This is a genomic window from Propionispora sp. 2/2-37, assembly GCF_001298735.1.
Taxonomy (GTDB): Bacteria; Bacillota; Negativicutes; order Propionisporales; family Propionisporaceae; genus Propionispora.
This window is the reverse complement of record NZ_CYSP01000006.1, coordinates 90,742-112,230: the sequence shown is the minus strand read 5'-3', so window position 1 is coordinate 112,230 and position 21,489 is coordinate 90,742. Positions and strand designations below refer to the sequence as shown.

Below are 21,489 nucleotides of genomic sequence, written 5' to 3'. Positions count from 1 at the left end.
CATTACATCATCTGCAAGTCAGCATGCAATGCTCCGGCTGCCTTAATGGCCTGCAAAATAGATATAATATCACGCGGTGTGGCACCGGCCGAATTCAAGGCTTTAACCACGTCGCCGACATTGGCCGTAGAAGGCAATACAATGGTATGGGCTTCGTCTTCCTGAACATTGACATTAGTATTTGTCGTCGTTGTCGTGCTGCCGCCGGAAAAAGGCGGAGGCTGCGAAACATCCGTAGTCTGGCTGATTTTAACAGTTAAACCACCCTGAGTTACCGCTACGGAATCAACGGCAATATTGGCTCCCATAACCACCGTACCGGTCCGTTCATTAATAACAATTTTGGCTATATTATCAGCTATGATTGGCAGTTCTTCCACCGAAGCCACAAAACCGACGACATTATCCTGGTACCCCATAGGGACGGAGATGACCACTGTCCCCGGATCACGGGCCATAGCAATGGAGCCAAAGCGGTAATTAACCGCTTCGCTAATCCGATTGGCGGTAGTAAAATCAGGCTGGGTCAGAGAGAGAGAAATACTACCGCTGTTGCTGAACTGCATCGGAACATCACGTTCCACAATAGCACCACTAGGCAGGTTGGCAACAGTAGGAAAATTTTTCTGCTGACTATTCCCGCCATTACCGGCGACAAAACCGCCGGTTGAAATCGGCCCCTGTCCTACCGCATACACCAAGCCGTTAGCTGCCCGCAAGGGAGTCTGTAATAAAACTCCTCCCTGCAGGTTTTTAGCATCACCAATGGACGACACTGTAACATCAATCGTGTCACCGGGTTTGGCAAAAGGCGGCAGCTGGGCCGTCACAATGACGGCGGCAACATTCTTGGATTTTAATTCGGAACTGGCCACGGTAACGCCATAAGTTTTTAACATGTTGGCAATGGACTGCATAGTCTGAATACTTTTCGTATCCGAATCTCCTGTATTAGCCAAACCAACCACCAGACCATACCCCTGCAACTGATTGGCACGAACACCCTGCACCTTGGCCACATCTTTAATCCGGGTAACCGCCCCCATAGTTTCAGCCATAATGGGCGTCATTATACCGAAAACCATAAGGGCAGTAACCGATGCAACTATCAATTTACGCATAGGCATAAAATCCTTTCTTAAGCACAGACGGCCTGTTCGCCTGCTTCCTGTCACAATTAGAATAAGATATTTAAAAGCTGAGTGATAATACCCTGACGCTGCTTTCCGGCAATTGGTCCTTTTCCATCAACATAAAGCTGGGCATTGGCAACCAGATTAGAGGAAATTGTATTATCAGCTGCTACATCATCGGTCCGGACAACACCGGATATAGTAATTTTCTGTTGTTCGCCATTTTGCTTAATCGTCTGAGTACCCGAAACAACCAAATTTCCATTGGGCTGGACCTCGATCACCTGAACGGTGATCTTGCCCGTAACTTTATTACTGTTGGTTATCGACCCCTTAGAGGAAAAGGAATCGGAGCTTCCGGCACTGGCATCATTTAGAAAAGTAAATAGTCCAACTCCGGCACTTACCTTAGTGCTCGCCGATTTTGAATTGCTGGAACTGCCGGACCGGCTGGCACTGGAACTTTCATTAATCAAAATGGTAATAATATCCCCAACTACATGCGCCTTACGGTCACTGTATAGCGACATAGCCTGACTGTTATCGCTCCATAACGATTCTGCCCGTACAGCCGTCGCCACCGGTAACAGCAGGAAAAAGAAAACCAAAACGGAAACTGCCATCCTGTGTATCCTATGTATTCTCACGACCGTGTCACCTCACTTTCTTTCACTTACCAGATCACTGGTGAACAGGTACTAATACTGATTTCTCATCAAGTATCCGGGCAGCAACCACTCTTTTGGAAGTGCTGTTGCGAACCCGGATCAGGTCCCCCACGCTGCCGCTTTGCAAAGCTTCTCCTTCTGTTGTAACTTCCAGATCACCAATACGGACAATGATGGTAACCAATCCGCCACGCCGGATGGCTAACGGCTCGTCCAGCATATACTTATTGATCGGCGTTCCCGGCGAAATCACTCGGCGGGCCAGCATACCCGTAACCTCGTCCGTTGCAGTAATATACCCCTGCGCCATCCGTCCGATATCCACGCGTTCATATTTTATGCTTTCCGGTGCAATGACCTCATTAATGGCAATACTGCGGGCGGCCACAACTACATCCTGAAACATACGTACATCAAATTTGAGATTGGCTTTGGCGTATACCCGCCCGTCCAGTTTAATCACCGCATAGGCAGTTGTCGGTATATTGAAGCGAATACCATAGGGAAATTCAATGTAAAAGTCGGCCCTTCCCGCCGGAAGTACGACATCCCCCGGTGAATTGAGCGGCGCAATCGTCAGCCGGTTATCCTCATATGCCAGACCTGTCCGGTTTTTAATTTCCGCAATGGCCGCCCGTTGCAAACTGTCCGCGCTAATCACCTGCGGTGTTCCTGAACTTGCCATGCTTTGACGATACTGCGAAATATGTCCATGGTTTGGCTGTCCTTGAATATGCAGCGTATCTTTCCACACCGTCTGAGCAGCTGTATTATTTTTATCCGCAGTTAACCCTTGACCGGAAAAGGTAATCATCAGCAGCCAAAGAACCCACCAAACTTTTCGCGCCATGACCTCAATCACCTATCGTTTAAGATTATTGGCCGTCTCCAGCATTTCATCGCTCGTTGTTACCGCCTTGGAATTCACCTCATAAGCCCGCTGCGCAACAATCATATTTACCATTTCTTCTACCACCTGGACATTGGACATTTCCACATACTTTTGAAGGATAGTTCCCGATCCTTCTTCTCCCGGAACGACTACCACCGGGTCACCGGATGCCTCGGTTTCCTTAAGTAAATTGCCTCCGATGCTTTCCAACCCCGCAGCATTAATGAACTGGGCTATTTCCAACTGTCCCAAATCCTCTATATCCCCGTCTGCATTCGTTACGGTGACCGTACCGTCAGCAGCCACAGCAAGATCTGTACTTCCCTCCGGAATGGTAATCTGAGGTTCCACCAGATACCCTTCCGAAGTGACCAGTCGACCCTGGTTGTCTTTTTTGAAAGAGCCATCACGGGTATAAGCAAGCGTACCGTCCGGCATGGTAATCTGGAAAAAGCCATCTCCCCGAAGTGCCATATCCAAATCGTTACCAGTCGATTGCAAATTACCCGTCGTATAAACCTTCTGAATGGCAGCCTCCCGTACTCCCAAACCGACCTGCAGCCCGGTAGGCAACTGTGTATCCGCCCCCGACGTAGCACCGGCCTGACGAACGGTCTGATACATCAAATCCTGAAAATCAATCCGGCTTTTTTTAAACCCCGTAGTACTTACGTTAGCCAGGTTATTAGAGATATTATCAATATTAGTCTGTTGAGCAATCATACCCGTACCGGCGGTCCAAAGCGCACGCATCATAACACAACATTCCTCCCGTCATCATTCATCAAATTTTCAACTCACTCTGCCAACTTCATTTACCGCTTTATCCAATAACTGATCCTGTGCCTGCACCGCCTTAGAATTTGCCTCATAAGCACGATAGCCGGCAATCATGTTTACCATCTCGGACACAGTATTTACATTGGATTGTTCTAGATAACCCTGCGAGACAAGCCCACCGGCCGCTCTCGCCTGCACTCCATCAGGAGCGATATACAGCGTAGCGCCCTCTTTAACCAGTTGGTTCTCATTATCAAACGCCGCCACTTGCAAAGCGCCGACATTAATTCCATCCACTGCCACCTGACCATCGCCCGAAATAACCACTTTTTGTCCGTCAACACGAATTGTTCCGCCATTTTGTCCCATTACCGGATAACCTTCCTGCGTTACCAATATCCCCTGGGCATTTCTCGTGAACGAACCATTACGTGTATAGCGTACACCGTTGGGCGTCGCCACTGTAAAATAGCCTTCTCCGCTTATCGCCAGATCAAAATGATTCCCCGAATGGAGCATCGGTCCGGCCGTATGAATGGTGGCGATTTCTTCAATCAGCGCACCCACGCCGATATTTCCAATGATCGGCGTTTCCGGGCCATCATTAATACGCTCAATATACATACTGCGAAAATCCTGGCTGACCGCCACATCCTTTTTATAGCCGGCCGTATTGACATTTGCCAGATTGTTCGCGATCGTATCCGTACGAAGCGACTCAGCCAGCATTCCGGACGCAGCCGTGTAAATTCCCCGAATCATAAAACATCTCTCCCATTTTTTTATCGGCAGGATAGCACCTTAAACAATATCAACCAGAATGTACCACTATTATAATTCTACATTTATGCAATACTTCCTTTTTTTAGAGTCGTTAAACTATCTTCTATTGCTTCGAGTGAATCAAGCGCCTTACCCGTACCCAGGGCCACACAGGACAATGGATCTTCAGCCAGATAGGTCGGAATGCCGGTTTCCTGAATAATCAGCCGTTCCAGTCCATTCAGCAGGGCTCCGCCCCCGGTCATCACAATCCCCCTGTCCATAATATCGGAAGAAAGCTCCGGCGGTGTATTTTCTAAAACCGATTTAACGGTTTGTATAATTAAAGAAACTGGTTCCGAAAGGGCTTCCCTGGTTTCTGAGGAACTGATTCTTACGGTTTTGGGCAGACCCGAGACCAAATCCCGTCCGCGTACCTCAATATATTCATCCCGTTCATTAGGAAATGCGGTGCCAATTTTCACTTTAATTTCTTCTGCGGTACGTTCCCCAATCATAATGTTATATTCTCTCTTTACGTAGCGAACCAGCGCTTCATCAAATTTATCACCGCCGATACGCAAGGATTCGCTTAGCACAATGCCGCCCAAGCTCAATACAGCCACATCGGTAGTTCCACCACCGATATCAACAACCATGGCGCCGCAGGGTTCCGAAATATCCACGCCCGCTCCCAGCGCAGCCGCCATGGGTTCTTCAATTAAATACGGCCTTCGGGCACCAGCCTGCATGGTGGCTTCCAGAACCGCTCTTTTCTCTACCGTCGTCACACCCGACGGTATGCATACCATAATGCGCGGCTTAAAAAAGTAGTTTTTACCGGCAACCTTCTGGATAAAATGCCGCAGCATACTTTCTGTCGTATCATAATCCGCAATTACACCTTCCCTTAACGGACGGATAGCAATGATATTCCCCGGCGTTCTCCCCAGCATTCGGCGGGCCTCTTCCCCAATCGCCAGAATTTGATTGGTATCCCGGTCAATAGCAACTACGGACGGTTCCCGCAACACAATCCCCTTACCTTTTATGTACACCAAAACATTTGCCGTACCTAAGTCAACGCCAATATCCATCGAACCAAACATTAAAAATCCCCTTTCGAAACTGCCAGTTAAGCTTGTCTCCTGTTATCATATAAAAAAGCAAGCGGCATACGGCAACCTATCTGTCAGCAATTTGTAAAACATCCTCCGATGCACGATAGCGCCCATATGTCAGCTTCCTATTTATGGATGATAATCAGAAATGCATATATTTTTTTAGCTTCTACAATTACTTTTAAAATCCTCTAATTTTCTTCATGTTCTTTTGTTTCTTGATATTTTTTTCTAGTTGCTTCCCCTCCCCGGATATGGCGCTCCGCTTTATTAATCTCCAGTACCTTCCGCACCTTATTGGACAGCCTTTTATTTATCGTCGGCAAGCGTTCAATCATGTCTTTGTGCACCGTACTTTTGCTAACACCAAATACAGCAGCCGCCTGCCGCACAGTATGTTTGCTTTCCAGAATATGATTACAAATATCCAACACCCTTTTGCGAATATAGTCTTTCATCTTTGTCGCTTCCCCCTCACCTACTACTTGCTAAATGTATATGCGGACAAATACAAATCATGCGCGAAAAGAAAATTCGCGCATGATTTGTATTGATTCCGGATGAGGAAGGAAAAGTACTATCAGCCGGCAACGATTTTCGCTGAAAATAAGGTATCATTGCAAAGGAAAATAAATCAACAACCTGATGGTGCTATTTCAAAAACTCCCGGGGATTTACCGAATTCCCCCCTCGTTTTACGGCAAAATGGAGATGAACAAAGGGTTCACTGGGACAAGTTCCGGCCGTTCCGATCACCTGTCCGGCAGTTAATAGTTCACCTTTCTGCACTTTGACTTCTGCTAAAGAACCGTAGTAAACCGTATCTTTTCCATGTGCTGCGGACACTGTCAGCCCGGTATGACGGTCTTCATAAATATCAATGACTTTTCCAGGAAAAGCAGACCGCACAGTACCGGCCACGCCTTCCTGCCCAACAATGTCAACACCGGCATGAAAACGCCATTCGCCATAAAGCGGATATTCCTGCCAGCCAAAATCGGTTTTAATTTGACCTTGTAGGGGCCATACAGCTTCGCCTGCGGAGTTCTCAACAACGGCCTGGCTGGCGGATTGTTCCACTATGACTGCGGCCGGGGCAGGCTGCGGCAGCACATAATCTTCCTTGACCGGCTGCAGTTCACCGGGATCTTCCGGCGTATTAACCGTACTAATTGCCAAAGACTGCCGCGATACCTCGGGACTCGGCTTACTGCCCGTATTGCTTATACTTGCCGCAACAACCAGCATCAATATAACAGCCGTTACCAACATGCCGGTTGCAGCATACAGCGAATGTATAAAATCAAGTTTGCCAAGCACGGACAAGCGTTCTTTCACCATGCTTAGGATTTTTATTACTTGTTTTGGCATACCGGTATCACCTCATTAGCAGTATGCCCTTTTTGACCTTATTCCAGACATTTTCTTCCTATGATTCCAGAATGTTTTTAAAATCAATCCCGGTATAGTAGTATCGGAGAATATATTTATAATCTTTTCCTTCTTTAGCCATGCCATCGGCTCCATACTGGCACAGGCCAACTCCATGACCGTAACCGATAGTTTTAAAAATCATTTTATCGCCGGCCAGTTGTACTTGGAAATTGGTTGACCGCAACTCCAGCTTATCCCGTACTACCGAACCGGATAATACCTTACTGCCAATACGGACCTGGCTGACCCGCCCCGAATCGGTCATTTCGGTTATTTCTGCAACTTGACCGTTTGGATTCTGCGCGGCTGTTATAATTTCCGTATCTTCTCCCAGCCGGGCCGCAATATCTGACAAGGCAAAGGTCTTGGCATCACTATAACGCGGCGATTGTTTATCCCACTGGCAGGGTACACTTTTCAGGTAAGGATAATCAAATCCCCATACTTCCTGCGCACTGGCCGTCCGTTCGCCGCTCGTCGAATGAAAAACGGCGTGTATCGGCTCCCCTTGATAAGTGATAATAATTCCACGTGTCTCTTCAACCGCTTTGCTGATTTTGTTCCAGTACACTGTGTAGCTTAACGGCCCCCAGCGTGTCACAAGCTCCTTCTCATCCAGCCACGCCTGTCCTTCTTTATGATCGGTGCTGATATCCGCTCCCGGATGCCCTGTCACGCCTTTACCGCCAAAGGCAATCATATTTTTTACCGCATAGGTTCTGGCCGCCACCGCCTGCGCTTTCAATGCTTCCGGTTCAAATTGCGCCGGCATCTCCGCCGCTACTACTCCTTTTATATATTCTTCCAGATTCAGTTCCATAATCTTGTCCTGATCAGGCAAATACACTCTTATCACAATATCTTCCCCCTTGTATAGGGCACGTTCCGATTTGTTAGGCGGCACAAATACAAATAAACTGTGTATTACCACCGCCGGAACCACCAACACTAATAAAACAACGAGGGCAATAGTGCCTGCCAGCACTTTTTTCATGGTTGAATTCTCCTCTTATCTTCTATTTTCAATGATTCTAAAACATAGCTGATACAAATGACGGGCTGTTACATAATCACTATATCCTATGCAACCGTCGCGGTTACTATGACATAAAAAGGCAGTCAAGCCTATCGGCCTGACTGCCCTTCATCTTTTATTGCTACTGCTTTTTTTATTTATTAATCCGCTGAATATCTGCGCCAATTCCACGCAGCTTTTCCACAATACCGTCATATCCACGGTCAATATGATGAATGTAACCCACTTCTGTCTGACCTTCCGCAACTAGGCCGGCCAGCACCATAGCTGCTCCCGCCCGCAAATCAGTAGCTTTGACCTGGCAGCCGGTAAGCTTAGGGACACCCTCAACAATGGCACTGCGGCCCTCGATTTTTATATTGGCACCCATGCGTTTCAGTTCATCAACATGCATAAATCTGTTTTCAAACACGGTTTCCGTATAAACGCTGGTTCCTTGAGCCACCGTCGACAATGCCATGAACTGCGCCTGCATGTCGGTAGGAAATCCCGGATACGGCAAGGTTTTAATATCAATAGACCGTAACCTTCCGGAACTATACACCCGGAGTCCGCTGACATCTTCCTCTATGCTTGCTCCTGCTTCCTTAAGTTTGGCTATGACAGGTTTTAAATGTTCGGTTAGCGCATTCTCTATCCAGACATCCCCCCCGGTCATAGCTGCAGCCACCATATATGTTCCTGCCTCAATACGATCCGGTATGACCGTATAAGAGGTTCCTCTGAGTTCACTGACTCCTTCTATCTTAATTACATTGGTCCCGGCACCGCGTACTCGTGCGCCCATCACATTAAGATAGTTTGCCAAATCCACAATCTCCGGCTCATGGGCCGGATTTTCCAAAATAGTGACGCCTTTTGCCAAACTAGCTGCCATAATGATATTTTCCGTTGCTCCTACACTGGGAAAGTCTAAATAAATTCTGGCACCGTGTAGCCCGTTTGGCGCTTTGGCCTCAATATAGCCATGTCCGATATCAATTTCCGCTCCCAGCGCCTCAAACCCTTTTAAATGCAGATCGATAGGACGCGTGCCGATGGCACAGCCGCCAGGCAGAGAAATTTTAGCCGAGCCACGCCTCGCCAGCAGCGGCCCCATGACCAGAAAAGATGCCCGCATTTTACGCACAAGTTCATAAGGAGCGTCACAACTGGTAATATTTGAACTATCTATGAATAGCGAGTCTGCTTCGCGCTGCGTTTCCACGCCCAAATGTTCCAGCACGTGTGTAAACGTACGGACATCTTCCAGATCGGGGATTTCTTCCAGTGTACTGGGCGAAGTCCCTAAAAGCGAGGCAGCAATAATAGGTAACACCGCATTTTTGGCCCCGCTTATCTTTACAGTCCCGGTCAACCGATTGCCCCCTGTAATAATTAATTTTTCCATATCCTATGGTCCCCCCACTAACTCTTCTGACCGCTTTTTCTTTTCCGTGTATACAGATGTTATCATAAGCTTAATATTCTCTATTAATAACTGGAGAGCCAATAATAAAATAAGTGCGATTCTCAAATTCGCTGTACCGGACGGCTACATTAACATTAACCGGTTGATGATTCGAATCCACGGATTCAGGTATCCCTGCCGTATAGCCTATACCGCTGGCAAAATTCTCACCATATATGATTCGGCATTGGGTAGCATGAACCGCCTGGAAAGCCTTATTTATACGCTCTGCCCATTCTTCCTTACCTAGTTTACCATCAAGATAACCGACCAGGCAAGTGGTAATCCGAGGCGTTTCTCCAAAATTCGCGATAATGTCCGAAACTTTTTGACGATATTTATCCAGTATAGACTTATTTAGCCCATATTCCGTCACATGCACAACCAGGTAATGTTGGGAAACTTCCTTATCCCTGCCTTTGTCCGGAAAAGTGACGGATTCAACCAGCACACGTATTGTTACATTTTCTAAAACTGCTTCTGCTGTCATAAAACGCTGACGTCCATTATGAACTGCCCCGATCCGGTATTGTTCCGGCCCGATTTCCAGCTTTTTCATTGTTTCAGCTACTATAGAACTGCACTCTTCTTCGCTGATTTTCCCCCAGGGCAGCTCCGTCCAACTGCTGACTGACGCTTCTTTCTCTTTCAACTCTAGGGCGGCCATAGCCTGTCGCAGCACTTCCGTTGTAGCTGCGGCCTGAACATAGGAAAGACACAAAAGGCAAACACCAAGTATACCAAAACCAATAATACCATAAGAAAACCAACGCATTCTGCACATCCCTGCAAATATAATCTTTACTATCATGTTTGCCATTTTTTAGGGATTCTATGCAAGGAAATGGTTGTCATTCATCTATCGGGGTACAGGTAATACAAAGGCAGGCAATGCAGCCTGCCTTTGTATTACATTTTATGCCCCTTTTCTGCTATCTTCAATCTAAGGAGAGCCCGTTTCAAGGCAAGCTCCGCTCTGGCAACATCAATTCCGCCTTGCTGCGGCGCCTGCAGGCGTTTTTCAGCTCGCGTTTTGGCGGCCTCGGCCCGTATAACATCAATTTCTTCCGGCTTTTCCGCACAACTTGCCAAAATAGTGACCTTATCCGGCTTTACTTCAATCATGCCCCCACATAGGGCCAGTTGCTGCTCCCCGTCATCTCGCAGTAAGCGAAGTATCCAGATATCCAGTCCGGCAATCAACGGGGCATGTCCCGGTAAAACACCGATATCACCGCCCGTGGTACGGGCAATAACCATATTCACATCATCAGTAAGAAAAATTTTTTCCGGGGTCACAATTTCCAGTCTAATTGTCTTGGCCATGGGCTACTCCCCTTTCATGGTTTTCGCCTTTTCCACCACTTCATCGATTGAACCTACCATATAGAACGCACCTTCCGGCAGGTCGTCATGCTTCCCGCTCAAGATTTCTTTAAAGCCGCGGATTGTTTCCTTCAGGGGAACATACTTGCCGGGTGTTCCGGTAAAGGTTTCGGCAACAAAGAAAGGCTGACTCAAAAAACGCTGAATTTTACGTGCCCTGGCGACCATTAGCTTATCCTCATCCGATAATTCTTCCATACCCAGTATGGCAATAATGTCCTGCAACTCTTTATACCGCTGCAATACTTCCTGTACTCCACGAGCCACTTGATAATGCTCGTCACCAATAACATTAGGATCGAGAATCCGTGATGTCGATTCAAGCGGGTCCACTGCCGGATAGATGCCGAGTTCGACAATCTGTCTTGATAGTACCGTAGTGGCATCCAAATGGGCAAAGGTGGCTGCCGGAGCCGGGTCGGTTAAATCGTCCGCCGGCACATACACGGCCTGTACTGATGTAATGGAGCCTTGTTTGGTCGATGTAATTCGTTCCTGCAACGCACCAACGTCAGTAGTTAATGTAGGCTGATAACCTACCGCCGATGGCATACGCCCCAATAGCGCCGACACTTCCGAACCCGCCTGTATAAACCGGAATATGTTATCAATAAATAATAACACATCCTGTCCGCCAATATCACGGAAATATTCCGCCATGGTAAGTCCTGTCAGCCCCACCCGCATCCGGGCTCCCGGCGGTTCGTTCATTTGGCCGTATACCAGTGCGGTCTTTTCAATTACGCCCGATTCGCGCATTTCCATCCATAAGTCATTACCCTCGCGGGTTCTTTCGCCCACACCGGCGAAAACGGAATAGCCACCATGTTCGGTTGCCACATTGCGGATTAGCTCCATAATCAAAACAGTCTTCCCCACGCCGGCACCGCCGAATAAACCGATTTTACCGCCTCGTGAATACGGGGCGATTAAATCAACCACCTTAATTCCCGTTTCCAGGATTTGGGTTGCAGTTTCCTGCTGTTCAAAATCCGGAGCTGGCCGGTGAATCGGCCAATAGTCCTCCGCCTGTACCACCTCTTCGTTTTTATCCACCGGTTCACCCAATACATTAAATATTCTGCCCAGCGTGCCCTTGCCTACCGGAATTCTAATCGGAGAGCCGGTATTTTCCGCTGCCATTCCCCGAGTCAAACCATCTGTGGACGACATAGCCACGCAACGTACAATATTGTCACCAAGATGCTGCATGACTTCTACCGTCAAATCAATTTTTACCTCGCCGGCTTCACCCTTGATTTTAACTGCATTATAAATTTCAGGTAATTGTTCCGGGGGAAATTCAATATCAACAACCGGACCAATTACTTGTATTACTTTGCCTAAAGTATTCAGGGGATTTCCCTCCTTTTTGAAACTCACTTCATTTTCAATGAGTCTTATTTTAATGCTTCCGCCCCACCGACAATTTCCGTAATTTCACGGGTGATGTTAGCCTGACGCACCTTGTTATAATGCAAGGTCAGCTTAGCTATGAGTTCTGTGGCATTTTCCGTGGCCGAACTCATAGCCGTCATTCTGGCGCCAAGTTCACTGGCGGCGGATTGCAGCAATGCATTATAAACCGTAGTTTCCAGATATTGCGGCAGCAATGCTGCCAACACTTCGGATGCCGAAGGTTCAAATAGGTACTCCTGCTGTCCATCAGCTTCCCTACCGTGTTCCGAACTGTCAACCGGTAATAGTTTAATCGTAACCGGCTTATGGTTAATCGGCGAATGGAACTGGGTGTGCACTAAATAAATTTCATCATACTGACCGGTAATAAATGCCTGCGTTGCATGTTTTACAATATCCACTGCATGTAAATAGGTCGGTTTTTCTGAAAACCCGGTATATTCCTGATCTATTTTAAACGCCCGGCGTTTAAAATAGTCCCGGGCTTTACGGCCAACCGTAATCAGTCCGGCATCCTTTTTTGACTGAATTTGCTGCGCTGCTTCTTTAATTACATTGGCCGAATAAGCTCCGGCCAAGCCCTTATCAGAACTTAAAATGATAAAACCGGTTCGGTTTACCTCCCGGACCTCCAGCAGCGGTAAAGACACATCCCTTGTTTTTCCCGCTACACTGGCAAGAACCTCTTTGATCTTTTCTGTGTACGGAGTACTTGCAAGCGCCCGCTCCTGCGCCCGTCTCAATCGCGCGGCAGCAACCATTTTCATGGCCTTGGTAATCTGCCCGATGTTTTTAACACTTTTTATCCGCCGGCGTATATCCTGTGCGCTAGGCATATCTTATCACCCCGCAGCACCTTGTGATTTATCATAGGACATAAAGGTATCCTTAAATTCGGTGATCGCTTTTTTCAAAGCCGTTTCAATATCCGCATCCAGGACTTTCTTTTCATAAATTCCTTTACCAATTTCAGCATAATTCAGCCGCATAAACTTCAAAAATTCCTTTTCAAATTTGGCAACTTCCTCGGTGGCCACATCGTCAATATAACCGTTTACTACGGTATAAATGACCATGACCTGCTCCTCAACGGGCAGTGGACTGTACTGGGATTGCTTTAGAACCTCCATTGTCCGCTCTCCGCGGTCCAACAGCGCCTTAGTCGCCTTATCAAGATCGGAACCGAACTGCGCAAAAGCCGCCAATTCTCGATACTGCGCCAAATCCAGGCGCAGACGGCCAGCAACCTGACGCATAGCTTTAATTTGAGCAGAACCGCCAACACGTGATACCGACAGACCGGCATTAATGGCCGGACGAACCCCCGAATAGAACAGTTCGCTCTCCAGGAATATTTGTCCATCGGTGATCGAAATGACATTGGTCGGGATATAGGCGGACACATCTCCTGCCAGTGTTTCGATAATCGGCAGGGCGGTAATGGATCCCCCTCCCAGTTCTGTCGATAATTTTGCCGCCCGTTCCAGCAGGCGCGAATGTAAATAAAATACATCACCGGGATAGGCTTCACGTCCTGGCGGGCGACGCAGTAAGAGCGACATGGCCCGATAGGCCATAGCATGCTTGGACAAATCGTCATACACACACAGAACATGGTCGCCTTTGTACATAAAATATTCACCCATGGCTACGCCGGAATAGGGTGCCAGATATTGCAGCGGCGCATTATCGGAAGCGGTTGCCGTCACGACAACGGTATACTCCATTGCGCCGTGTTCTTCCAGCGATTTTACGACACGCGCCACCGTGGACGCTTTTTGGCCAATGGCGACATAAATACAAATAACGCCCTGTCCCTTCTGATTAATAATGGTATCCACCGCAATGGCCGTTTTGCCAGTCCCGCGGTCCCCAATGATCAGTTCACGCTGCCCGCGGCCGATGGGCACCATGGAATCCAGCGCCTTTAATCCTGTTTGTAGCGGTTCTTTTACCGACTGCCTGTCCGCAATACCCGGTGCCTGGTATTCTACCGGCCGGAATTCTGTAGTGGCAATCGGTCCTTTGCCGTCAATAGGCTGGCCCAATGCATTCACAACCCGGCCTACCATGGCTTCCCCAACGGGTACCTGCATAATACGGCCGGTACGCCGTACCGTATCTCCTTCTTTAATCTGGGTTTCTCCGCCCAACAGTACCCCACCGACATTGTCTTCTTCCAAATTAAGCACCATACCGTAAATACCGTTGGGAAATTCTAATAATTCCCCGGCCATGGCTTTTTCCAGTCCATGGATTCGGGCTATACCGTCGCCTACTTCGATGACAGTTCCCACATCATCAATATTAAGATCCACCTGATAATGTTCTATTTGCTGTTTGATGATCGCTGTTATTTCCTCTGGCCTCATTTTCATACCTGGTTTGTCACCCCAATCTTAGCTTCATTGCTCAACAGTGAATTTTTAAGTACCTGAAGCTGCCGTACAACACTGCCATCAATCAACTTGTCACCCATCTTTACGATGATGCCGCCAATAATCGCCTGATCTATCGTTGTTCTTAAAATCACTTTTTTCCCGGTTACCCGGCTCAATTTAGCAGACAATGCCGCCTCTTCCGAAGCGGCAAGCGGCATGGCCGTCGTAACCATCGCTTCCATAACATGATTGGTTTCATTAACGAACTTGGTATATTCTTCCTCAATAGCCGGCAATATGGCCTCGCGATGTTTATCTATCAGCAGCATTAGAAAGCGATATACACTTTCCGTCAATTCCTGGGAAAAAATTTTGCTGATTGTTTCTTTCTTAGCTGTCGCTGGTATTCGTGGATGATATAGCAAGGTAGCCAATTCCTGATGTTCTGTAACCGTTTCCACTACCATATGCAACTGGGCGGCTACCTCATCCGGCCGCTGTTGTTCACTGGCCAACTCAAAAAGGGCCTGCGCGTACTTAACTGCTAACTGATTAGCTAACATGGCAGGCCACCTATCTTCTTATCGTCCAGTTTATCAATAAATTCGGAAACCAACTGGGAATTTACTTCGGCATCAATGTTTTTTTCAATAACCTTGGTCGCCGCAGCAATCGAAAGTCCTACAACCTCAGCACGAAGCTCAACTAAAGCCAATTGCCGTTCACGGGCAATTTCCTCCTGCGCCGTCTCCAATAAACGGGCCCGTTCTGCTTTGGCCTCCTCTAAAATATCTTCCTTATTTTTTTCCGCCAGTTTTTCAGCCTTTTCCACAATAACCTGGGCCTGGGCACGTGCCTCGGCAAGCTGTTTTTGGTATTCGTGTTTCATTTCCTCGGCTGCCTGTCTGTCGCTTTCCGCCGCTGCCACACTATTGGCTATGCTGGTCTGACGATCTTCCAAAGTTTTCATTAAAGGCTTATACGCCACTTTGGTTAAAATGAAGACCAAAATTAAAAAATTTATAATTTGCGCCACCAAGGTCGCATTTATCTCGATCACAAAGGCCATCCTCCTCATAAGGCATATAACAGGACGTCGGCAGAGCAAAAGTGCTCTAATCCAGACGTCCTACACTGATTCCGGAGTTATTAATAAAAGAGACAAATGAGTACTGAACTTCCAAGTTGATCATAAGCATCCCTTGACGGTCAAGGTACTACATACATCCTTTATAGATTTCCCGGAACAAGTTCACAGCCTTTCAAGATACTTTTCCTACTAAAAGCAGTTAAATAAACGGATTAGCAAAAACTAAAGAAATGGCAATAACTGCGGCAATAATCGGAATTGATTCAATTAAGCCTACAGAAATAAACATATTTACCAAAATAGTGTTTTTCGCCTCAGGCTGTCTGGCGATCCCTTCAATTGCTTTCGCTGTGACATTGCCGTCAGCTACAGCAGCGCCAAATGCAGCCAGACCAATAGCTAAAGCTGCCGCAATAACAGAAGCGGCGACAATAATAGCATGTTCCATATGGTTTCCTCCTTTCACCCTGTAATAAAGCTAATAACAAATAAAATGAGATTGTTGTTTTTAATGGTGCTCATCTTTTAGTGAACTGGACAGATAAGACATGGCAAGCATTGTAAAAATAAATGCCTGAATAATACCTACCACCACACTAAATGCTAACCAGAGAGTAGGAACAAAATAAGGCACCAGCATCCCTAAAATAAGAAGTAAAATCTCGCCTGCCATAATGTTACCGAAAAGACGGAAAGACAACGTTACCGGTTTTGCAATCTCTTCAACAAGATTAATTGGCAGAAAAAAAGGATTAGGTTCAATAAAATGCTTTAGGTGTTTTATAATTCCTTTGTTTATTATTCCTGTTGCATGAACAAGAATGACTATCATTAATGCCAATCCCAACGCAGTGTTTAAATCATTGGTCGGCGACGTAAATCCGGGAATCAAGCCAAGCCAGTTGGAAAAAAGCAAAAATAAAAACAAGGTAATTATCAGCGGAGCCAGCTTTAACCCTTTAGGACCGACAGTACTTTCCAATTGGTCCAGCAAGGCGGTTATCGTCATTTCCAATACATTCTGCCAGCCTCGCGGTATCATAGACCGTTTCCTTACGGCCAATACCGCAATCAAAATAATAAATGCCATGGTCAACCAAGTCATATATAAAGTATCCATATTGAATGTTAAACCAGCAATATGTGCTAATTTGTGCGCTCCAATTTCATGACCGCCACCATGCTCCATTTTCTCACTCCTTCCTTATAAACAATTTCCTGTTGTCTTTGGTGCGCATCACTATTTTAACAACATGAAAAAAAACAATAATATAAAGTAAAAATAATCCAAACAACATCCCAACAATGTCTACATTAGGCATATTAACAGCCCATGATGCCACCAAGGCAATAAAGCCCAATCGGATTATCCAGCCTGTCCGCATATAGGCTATTGCCTGTTGAAGCGGCAAGTCTGCAGCTTTTTTCACCCGGAAAGACATCATCATCAAATACGCCACACCGCTCACAGAGCCAGTTAGAATGCCATAAGCAAATTCGATCTCTTCCATCAGATATGAGCCGAAAGAAATTAAGAAACTCCACAAACACACCTGGTTTAAAATTCTTTTGCCTTCTAAAACAAGTGATTGCATTTTTTCCCTTTCTATACGACATACTTTTGTTCAGAACCGGTCAGTTACTTTTTTGTATATAGACCATAATCCTGAAATCATACCAATAATAATTCCAGAAACAGCCAACCACGGAGAGGTTCCCAGCCAGGCATCCGCCATATGCCCGATAAACAAGGCAACCGCAACATTACCAGCCATAGTAAAACCAATTGTCAATGCTATGCCAAAAGAATAATAAGCTTGCTTTTCCTCATCCTTGCGCATAAAAATACCTCTTACAGCACGTTTCAGAACTATTATTTCCTGCTGAGGAAGATTATATCAAACACATAATAGAAGATTTCGCCAAGCACTAAGAAAATCCTTCAACAAAATAGTTTCCTAACAAAAAATTAACGTCCTGTCATTTAAAACAAGCATCCATCCGGAATACATCCGGCCGCTTACTGATAAATCCATATTTAAACAAAATAGTCTCTACAATACGTCTGGAAGCTTGTCCGTCGCCATAAGGATTGCAGGCATCCGACATACATCCATACGCCGCTTCATCTGTCAGCAGGCGGCGGGTTTCCTCATATACACACTGCTGTTCCGTGCCAATTAGGCGAACCGTCCCGGCTTTAACTGCTTCAGGACGCTCCGTTGTATCACGCAGCACCAAAACCGGTTTTCCTAAAGACGGTGCTTCTTCCTGAATTCCTCCTGAATCAGTAAGTACCAAATAAGCCCGGGCAATTAAATTGGCAAAAGGCTGGTAATCTAACGGGTCTATTAAATGCACCCGATCCAGTCCTCCCAGTTCGGCCTGCACCACTTCCCGGACTTTTGGGTTTTTATGTACAGGAAAAACAACTTCCACGTCGGTAAATTCCGTTACAATATCTCTTAAAGCCTGATATACATGCCGCATCGGTTCCCCTAAGTTTTCCCGCCGGTGTGTTGTCACCAGAATAATCCGTCTGTTATGATAGTCAATTCCGGCCAGCAGCTTGTCACTAAAGACATATTGATCATCCACCGTCATTCTTAAAGCATCAATGACTGTATTGCCGGTAACAATAATCTGATCATCGGGCACTACTTCCGCCAATAGATTCTGGCGGGAAACCTCGGTCGGCGCAAAGTGCAGATCAGCTAAAGCACCGGTTAATTTACGGTTGATTTCTTCAGGGAAAGGTGAATATTTATTATGAGTCCTCAGCCCCGCCTCTACATGGCCGACCGCCGTCTGATGATAATACGCGGCCAGCGCACCGGCAAAGGTAGTCGTGGTATCACCATGCACCAGCACAATATCCGGTTTTTCTTTTGCCACTACTTCATTAAGTCCGTTCATTGCCCGGCAGGTAATGTCGAAAAGAGTTTGTCCCTGTGACATAATATCCAGATCATAATCCGGTGTAATGGCAAATAACGAAAGAACCTGGTCCAACATTTCCCGGTGCTGTGCCGTAACAACAACTACCGGTACAATAAACTCCGGATACCGGGCCAGTTCCAGAACAACCGGTGCCATTTTGATGGCCTCCGGACGGGTACCAAAGATTGTCATAACTTTAAGTTTAGGCTTCTCCCTACATTGCTGCATGTATACACTCCCCCATTATCGCTTATTTATCAGAAATGGGCAGGCACTATGCCTACCCATCAGTCTTTGCATATGCAACTTCACGATTAAATCAATGACTGCCAACTGATTTATCCGATTTCAAAACGCCGATTTTTTTCGCACCTAAGAAAGCGATAATCAGCACAACAGCGATGATAATCGCGCCCAATCCCTTATTCACTTCCGTCAGGGCAATAGCACTCAGTCCCAGACAACCGCTGATGACATACATAAGCAATACCGCCTGTTTTTGTGTCAGACCCAAGTCCAGCAGCCGGTGATGCAAGTGACCACGATCCGGTTTGAAAATCGGACGCCCGCCATTATAGCGGCGTATAATGGCAAACAAGGTATCCATGATCGGCAGTCCCAATGCCAAGATAGGAACAATTAGCGCAATTGTCGCCGCACTTTTGACCATACCGAGTACGGAAATCCCCGCGAGCATATAGCCTAAGAACATACTGCCGGTGTCGCCCATAAAAATCTTTGCCGGATTGAAGTTATGCTGCAAAAAGCCGAGCGCACTGCCCGCTAAAGCAGCCATCATAATGGCAACTGTCCAAAAATTCTGCTGCAAGGCAACCAGCAATATCGTAATAGAAGCAATGGTGGAAACTCCTGCGGCCAAACCATCCAGGCCGTCAATCAGGTTCACGGTATTTGTAAGCCCGACCACCCATAGAATGGTCAGCGGGATGGACAAATATTCAACGTAGATCATATCACCAAACGGATTCGTCAGCCACTCAATCCGCACATCAAATAATACCAGCACCGCAGCCGCTACGATCTGTCCAAATAATTTGACCCTGGCCGACAGCTGTTTCAAATCATCAATGATGCCGACAATTAAAATCACCGTACCACCAACCAGCAAACCAAAAATATCATGTGTAATTTGCATGCTGGATAACACCGCCAGAATAAAACCTGCATAAATTGCCAGTCCTCCCATGCGGGGAATCGGGCTGGTATGAACTTTCCGGGCATCCGGTGCATCCATGGCCCCAGCTTTAACAGCTAGTTTTTTTATATACGGGGTAGCAAAATAGGCCACAGCCAACGCTACGATAAATGCAACAAAATATGCCTGCATAAACGTAAACACCTCTTTCCTAAACCAACGTTTTCATTGTAACTTACGTATCAGTACTTGTCAAACTATACCGGTTTCTCTATACAGTCCGTTTTTCTAGTATTTTCATTCCCTGTAGCTATATTCATAATCAGCATGATAAATACCATCCATTTTGCCCTTTTACTGTCTTTTTATAAAAAATAATCTGTCAAAACCATCGAGTCTTCTTGATTTTGACAGAAACCGACCTTCAACGCACGCTGATTTATCCGGGTCTCCCGGATTACCGGGTACAATATCCTTTACGTCTCAGCTTTTCTATATGTCTTTCTACCAATATGCCGATATCGGCACCGTAGCGCTCTGCTAAAATGTACATCATAGTAAAGCAGCACTGTGCAACATCGAGCAGTTCCTCAGCACAGCCCTGTAACGCTTCATCCCGGGGCAATCTGGAAGTTTCCCCCGACGCTCCCAGACGTTTGCCCAAAAACTGAGTCAACTCGCCCAATTCTTCTTGTATCTTGCAGACCGTTGTCAATAGCGTAACTTCTTCCAATAATAATCTGGGCAGGACTAAATATTTATAATTTCCCTCTGTCGTAATACTGTAGGCAGGCGTATGGTCAAACCGGTAGCCTTTTGCTTCCAGCTTGCTTAAGTGAGTGTTTATCAATTCTTCTGTTGAAACGCCGGCAAACTCCGGCATATCTTCCATTACAAAAATCATAGTGACACAAGTCTGCGCCACATCCAGCAGTTCGCCGGCTACATCGTCCAGCAAAACAGCAGCAGCAGCATTTTGTAGAACAAGATCCCGCTGCAAACTTTCGAACGGCAAAAATTTCAAGACCGCCCGTGCCAGTTCTCCAGCCTCCTCCATGATCTTCAACAGCGTTGAATCCAAAGTGGGGACAAGGTGATTTAATTTTGGCAAATAGATGGATTCCAGCATAGATAGCCGCTCCGTTTGCTTATTTACGTAAAATTTTAACATATTGCTTTAACTTTGTACAGGAATTTTAGCGGAAACTTCCTTACTTTTCAGCTTTAATCCATTCACAGCAAATACCGGCTTCCTCCAGCATGGCAACGGCCAGAGTGTCGGGATAAGCATTTTCATAGATAATACGTTTTATTCCGGCGTTAATAATCATTTTTGTACAAACTGAACACGGCTGATGCGTACAATATAAAGTTGCTCCTTCGATTTGCACACCATGAAAAGCCGCCTGTACAATGGCATTTTGCTCCGCATGAGTACCTCTGCATAATTCGTGTCTTTCACCGGAAGGAATGCCAGCAGCTTCCCTAAGACAGCCGGTCTCGCTACAATGCCGTATTCCCTGCGGCGCGCCATTATAACCTGTAGTTAAAATCCGTTTATCTTTCACTATGACAGCTCCCACCTGCCGGCGTAAGCAAGTGGAACGGGTGGCGGCCACCCGTGCCATTTTCATAAAATATTCGTCCCAGGACGGTCGAATCACGGTCAACAACTCCCTTTGCCCTGTTGCTTTTATTTATTGCATATTGAGTGTTCTTATCTCCATTATTATATATTACTGCAGGCCAGGTCGCCAGATATAAATTTTCCCTTAGCAGCGTTTGTTTGCTTCCTGCAAAAAAAAGAGAACCTCTAAAACGGATTCTCTATCGTCTGTAAG

At 46.4% G+C, this 21,489-nt stretch carries 25 protein-coding genes; all 25 read right to left on the bottom strand.

Annotation, left to right across the window (positions count from 1 at the left end):
- Nucleotides 1-2: 2 nt before the first annotated feature.
- The 25 genes from P22_RS07865 to P22_RS07745 all read right to left on the bottom strand — a co-directional run bounded on the left by P22_RS07865 (nucleotide 3) and on the right by P22_RS07745 (nucleotide 21,312).
- The gene (locus tag P22_RS07865) at nucleotides 3-1,121 is read right to left on the bottom strand and encodes a flagellar basal body P-ring protein FlgI (protein WP_054259682.1); all 1,119 of its coding nucleotides are present in this window, start codon (nucleotides 1,119-1,121) and stop codon (nucleotides 3-5) included.
- 56 nt (nucleotides 1,122-1,177) lie between these two features.
- The gene (locus tag P22_RS07860) at nucleotides 1,178-1,756 is read right to left on the bottom strand and encodes a flagellar basal body L-ring protein FlgH (RefSeq protein WP_054259681.1); all 579 of its coding nucleotides are present in this window, start codon (nucleotides 1,754-1,756) and stop codon (nucleotides 1,178-1,180) included.
- Between the two features lie 58 nt (nucleotides 1,757-1,814).
- A complete protein-coding gene (flgA, locus tag P22_RS07855; protein WP_054259680.1) occupies nucleotides 1,815-2,651 on the bottom strand; it encodes a flagellar basal body P-ring formation chaperone FlgA in 837 nt (278 codons plus the stop codon).
- A 12-nt stretch (nucleotides 2,652-2,663) separates the two neighbouring features.
- A complete protein-coding gene (flgG, locus tag P22_RS07850; protein ID WP_054259679.1) occupies nucleotides 2,664-3,449 on the bottom strand; it encodes a flagellar basal-body rod protein FlgG in 786 nt (261 codons plus the stop codon).
- Nucleotides 3,450-3,485: 36 nt separating this feature from the next.
- Entirely contained in the window at nucleotides 3,486-4,235 is a 750-nt protein-coding gene (gene flgF, locus P22_RS07845; protein WP_054259678.1) for a flagellar basal-body rod protein FlgF, read from the bottom strand.
- Nucleotides 4,236-4,318: 83 nt separating this feature from the next.
- Complete coding sequence (locus P22_RS07840) at nucleotides 4,319-5,344, bottom strand: rod shape-determining protein (protein WP_054259677.1); 1,026 nt, start codon at nucleotides 5,342-5,344, stop codon at nucleotides 4,319-4,321.
- A 203-nt stretch (nucleotides 5,345-5,547) separates the two neighbouring features.
- Nucleotides 5,548-5,814 carry a sporulation transcriptional regulator SpoIIID gene (spoIIID, locus tag P22_RS07835; protein ID WP_054259676.1) on the bottom strand — a complete coding sequence of 89 codons (267 nt, stop codon included), beginning with the start codon at nucleotides 5,812-5,814 and terminating at the stop codon, nucleotides 5,548-5,550.
- 193 nt (nucleotides 5,815-6,007) lie between these two features.
- Complete coding sequence (locus tag P22_RS07830; protein WP_054259675.1) at nucleotides 6,008-6,727, bottom strand: M23 family metallopeptidase; 720 nt, start codon at nucleotides 6,725-6,727, stop codon at nucleotides 6,008-6,010.
- Between the two features lie 58 nt (nucleotides 6,728-6,785).
- On the bottom strand, nucleotides 6,786-7,784 hold the full coding sequence (spoIID, locus tag P22_RS07825) for a stage II sporulation protein D (RefSeq protein WP_054259674.1): 999 nt from the start codon (nucleotides 7,782-7,784) through the stop codon (nucleotides 6,786-6,788).
- A 175-nt stretch (nucleotides 7,785-7,959) separates the two neighbouring features.
- Nucleotides 7,960-9,216, bottom strand: a complete 1,257-nt coding sequence (murA, locus tag P22_RS07820) for a UDP-N-acetylglucosamine 1-carboxyvinyltransferase (protein ID WP_054259673.1) — start codon at nucleotides 9,214-9,216, stop codon at nucleotides 7,960-7,962.
- Between the two features lie 70 nt (nucleotides 9,217-9,286).
- Entirely contained in the window at nucleotides 9,287-10,051 is a 765-nt protein-coding gene (locus P22_RS07815; RefSeq protein WP_054259672.1) for a YwmB family TATA-box binding protein, read from the bottom strand.
- A 134-nt stretch (nucleotides 10,052-10,185) separates the two neighbouring features.
- Nucleotides 10,186-10,602, bottom strand: a complete 417-nt coding sequence (locus P22_RS07810) for a F0F1 ATP synthase subunit epsilon (protein ID WP_054259671.1) — start codon at nucleotides 10,600-10,602, stop codon at nucleotides 10,186-10,188.
- A 3-nt stretch (nucleotides 10,603-10,605) separates the two neighbouring features.
- On the bottom strand, nucleotides 10,606-12,018 hold the full coding sequence (gene atpD, locus P22_RS07805; RefSeq protein ID WP_054259824.1) for a F0F1 ATP synthase subunit beta: 1,413 nt from the start codon (nucleotides 12,016-12,018) through the stop codon (nucleotides 10,606-10,608).
- A gap of 44 nt (nucleotides 12,019-12,062) precedes the next feature.
- Complete coding sequence (gene atpG, locus P22_RS07800; RefSeq protein WP_054259670.1) at nucleotides 12,063-12,917, bottom strand: ATP synthase F1 subunit gamma; 855 nt, start codon at nucleotides 12,915-12,917, stop codon at nucleotides 12,063-12,065.
- A 6-nt stretch (nucleotides 12,918-12,923) separates the two neighbouring features.
- Complete coding sequence (gene atpA / locus P22_RS07795) at nucleotides 12,924-14,459, bottom strand: F0F1 ATP synthase subunit alpha (protein ID WP_054259669.1); 1,536 nt, start codon at nucleotides 14,457-14,459, stop codon at nucleotides 12,924-12,926.
- Nucleotides 14,456-15,025, bottom strand: coding sequence for a F0F1 ATP synthase subunit delta (locus tag P22_RS07790; RefSeq protein WP_054259668.1), 570 nt, complete (start codon nucleotides 15,023-15,025; stop codon nucleotides 14,456-14,458). Before P22_RS07790 ends, atpA begins: the two co-directional genes overlap by 4 nt.
- On the bottom strand, nucleotides 15,019-15,522 hold the full coding sequence (gene atpF / locus P22_RS07785) for a F0F1 ATP synthase subunit B (protein WP_054259667.1): 504 nt from the start codon (nucleotides 15,520-15,522) through the stop codon (nucleotides 15,019-15,021). The genes P22_RS07790 and atpF overlap by 7 nt, the downstream gene beginning before the upstream one ends.
- 229 nt (nucleotides 15,523-15,751) lie before the next feature.
- Entirely contained in the window at nucleotides 15,752-16,000 is a 249-nt protein-coding gene (gene atpE, locus P22_RS07780) for a F0F1 ATP synthase subunit C (RefSeq protein WP_054259666.1), read from the bottom strand.
- A 60-nt stretch (nucleotides 16,001-16,060) separates the two neighbouring features.
- On the bottom strand, nucleotides 16,061-16,741 hold the full coding sequence (gene atpB / locus P22_RS07775) for a F0F1 ATP synthase subunit A (protein ID WP_054259665.1): 681 nt from the start codon (nucleotides 16,739-16,741) through the stop codon (nucleotides 16,061-16,063).
- A 4-nt stretch (nucleotides 16,742-16,745) separates the two neighbouring features.
- Nucleotides 16,746-17,147 (bottom strand): ATP synthase subunit I, encoded by a 402-nt coding sequence (locus tag P22_RS07770; protein WP_054259664.1) that lies wholly within the window; start codon nucleotides 17,145-17,147, stop codon nucleotides 16,746-16,748.
- Nucleotides 17,148-17,177: 30 nt separating this feature from the next.
- The gene (locus P22_RS07765; RefSeq protein ID WP_054259663.1) at nucleotides 17,178-17,393 is read right to left on the bottom strand and encodes an AtpZ/AtpI family protein; all 216 of its coding nucleotides are present in this window, start codon (nucleotides 17,391-17,393) and stop codon (nucleotides 17,178-17,180) included.
- 139 nt (nucleotides 17,394-17,532) lie between these two features.
- Entirely contained in the window at nucleotides 17,533-18,720 is a 1,188-nt protein-coding gene (wecB, locus tag P22_RS07760) for a non-hydrolyzing UDP-N-acetylglucosamine 2-epimerase (protein ID WP_054259662.1), read from the bottom strand.
- A gap of 91 nt (nucleotides 18,721-18,811) precedes the next feature.
- Nucleotides 18,812-19,840: a glycosyltransferase family 4 protein gene (locus tag P22_RS07755; RefSeq protein WP_054259661.1), complete on the bottom strand. Its 1,029-nt coding sequence runs from the start codon at nucleotides 19,838-19,840 to the stop codon at nucleotides 18,812-18,814.
- A 265-nt stretch (nucleotides 19,841-20,105) separates the two neighbouring features.
- Nucleotides 20,106-20,777: a nucleoside triphosphate pyrophosphohydrolase family protein gene (locus tag P22_RS07750; RefSeq protein ID WP_054259660.1), complete on the bottom strand. Its 672-nt coding sequence runs from the start codon at nucleotides 20,775-20,777 to the stop codon at nucleotides 20,106-20,108.
- Between the two features lie 82 nt (nucleotides 20,778-20,859).
- Nucleotides 20,860-21,312: a deoxycytidylate deaminase gene (locus P22_RS07745; RefSeq protein WP_216598050.1), complete on the bottom strand. Its 453-nt coding sequence runs from the start codon at nucleotides 21,310-21,312 to the stop codon at nucleotides 20,860-20,862.
- Nucleotides 21,313-21,489 lie beyond the last annotated feature (177 nt).

Coding starts and splice junctions, on each gene's coding strand:
- P22_RS07865 (WP_054259682.1), bottom strand. CDS start 1,121: ATGCGTAAATTGATAGTTGCATCGGTTACTGCCCTTATGGTTTTCGGT.
- P22_RS07860 (WP_054259681.1), bottom strand. CDS start 1,756: ATGGCAGTTTCCGTTTTGGTTTTCTTTTTCCTGCTGTTACCGGTGGCG.
- flgA (WP_054259680.1), bottom strand. CDS start 2,651: ATGGCGCGAAAAGTTTGGTGGGTTCTTTGGCTGCTGATGATTACCTTT.
- flgG (WP_054259679.1), bottom strand. CDS start 3,449: ATGATGCGTGCGCTTTGGACCGCCGGTACGGGTATGATTGCTCAACAG.
- flgF (WP_054259678.1), bottom strand. CDS start 4,235: ATGATTCGGGGAATTTACACGGCTGCGTCCGGAATGCTGGCTGAGTCG.
- P22_RS07840 (WP_054259677.1), bottom strand. CDS start 5,344: ATGTTTGGTTCGATGGATATTGGCGTTGACTTAGGTACGGCAAATGTT.
- spoIIID (WP_054259676.1), bottom strand. CDS start 5,814: ATGAAAGACTATATTCGCAAAAGGGTGTTGGATATTTGTAATCATATT.
- P22_RS07830 (WP_054259675.1), bottom strand. CDS start 6,727: ATGCCAAAACAAGTAATAAAAATCCTAAGCATGGTGAAAGAACGCTTG.
- spoIID (WP_054259674.1), bottom strand. CDS start 7,784: ATGAAAAAAGTGCTGGCAGGCACTATTGCCCTCGTTGTTTTATTAGTG.
- murA (WP_054259673.1), bottom strand. CDS start 9,216: ATGGAAAAATTAATTATTACAGGGGGCAATCGGTTGACCGGGACTGTA.
- P22_RS07815 (WP_054259672.1), bottom strand. CDS start 10,051: ATGCGTTGGTTTTCTTATGGTATTATTGGTTTTGGTATACTTGGTGTT.
- P22_RS07810 (WP_054259671.1), bottom strand. CDS start 10,602: ATGGCCAAGACAATTAGACTGGAAATTGTGACCCCGGAAAAAATTTTT.
- atpG (WP_054259670.1), bottom strand. CDS start 12,917: ATGCCTAGCGCACAGGATATACGCCGGCGGATAAAAAGTGTTAAAAAC.
- atpA (WP_054259669.1), bottom strand. CDS start 14,459: ATGAAAATGAGGCCAGAGGAAATAACAGCGATCATCAAACAGCAAATA.
- P22_RS07790 (WP_054259668.1), bottom strand. CDS start 15,025: ATGTTAGCTAATCAGTTAGCAGTTAAGTACGCGCAGGCCCTTTTTGAG.
- atpE (WP_054259666.1), bottom strand. CDS start 16,000: ATGGAACATGCTATTATTGTCGCCGCTTCTGTTATTGCGGCAGCTTTA.
- atpB (WP_054259665.1), bottom strand. CDS start 16,741: ATGGAGCATGGTGGCGGTCATGAAATTGGAGCGCACAAATTAGCACAT.
- P22_RS07770 (WP_054259664.1), bottom strand. CDS start 17,147: ATGCAATCACTTGTTTTAGAAGGCAAAAGAATTTTAAACCAGGTGTGT.
- P22_RS07765 (WP_054259663.1), bottom strand. CDS start 17,393: ATGCGCAAGGATGAGGAAAAGCAAGCTTATTATTCTTTTGGCATAGCA.
- wecB (WP_054259662.1), bottom strand. CDS start 18,720: ATGCAGCAATGTAGGGAGAAGCCTAAACTTAAAGTTATGACAATCTTT.
- P22_RS07755 (WP_054259661.1), bottom strand. CDS start 19,840: ATGCAGGCATATTTTGTTGCATTTATCGTAGCGTTGGCTGTGGCCTAT.
- P22_RS07750 (WP_054259660.1), bottom strand. CDS start 20,777: ATGCTGGAATCCATCTATTTGCCAAAATTAAATCACCTTGTCCCCACT.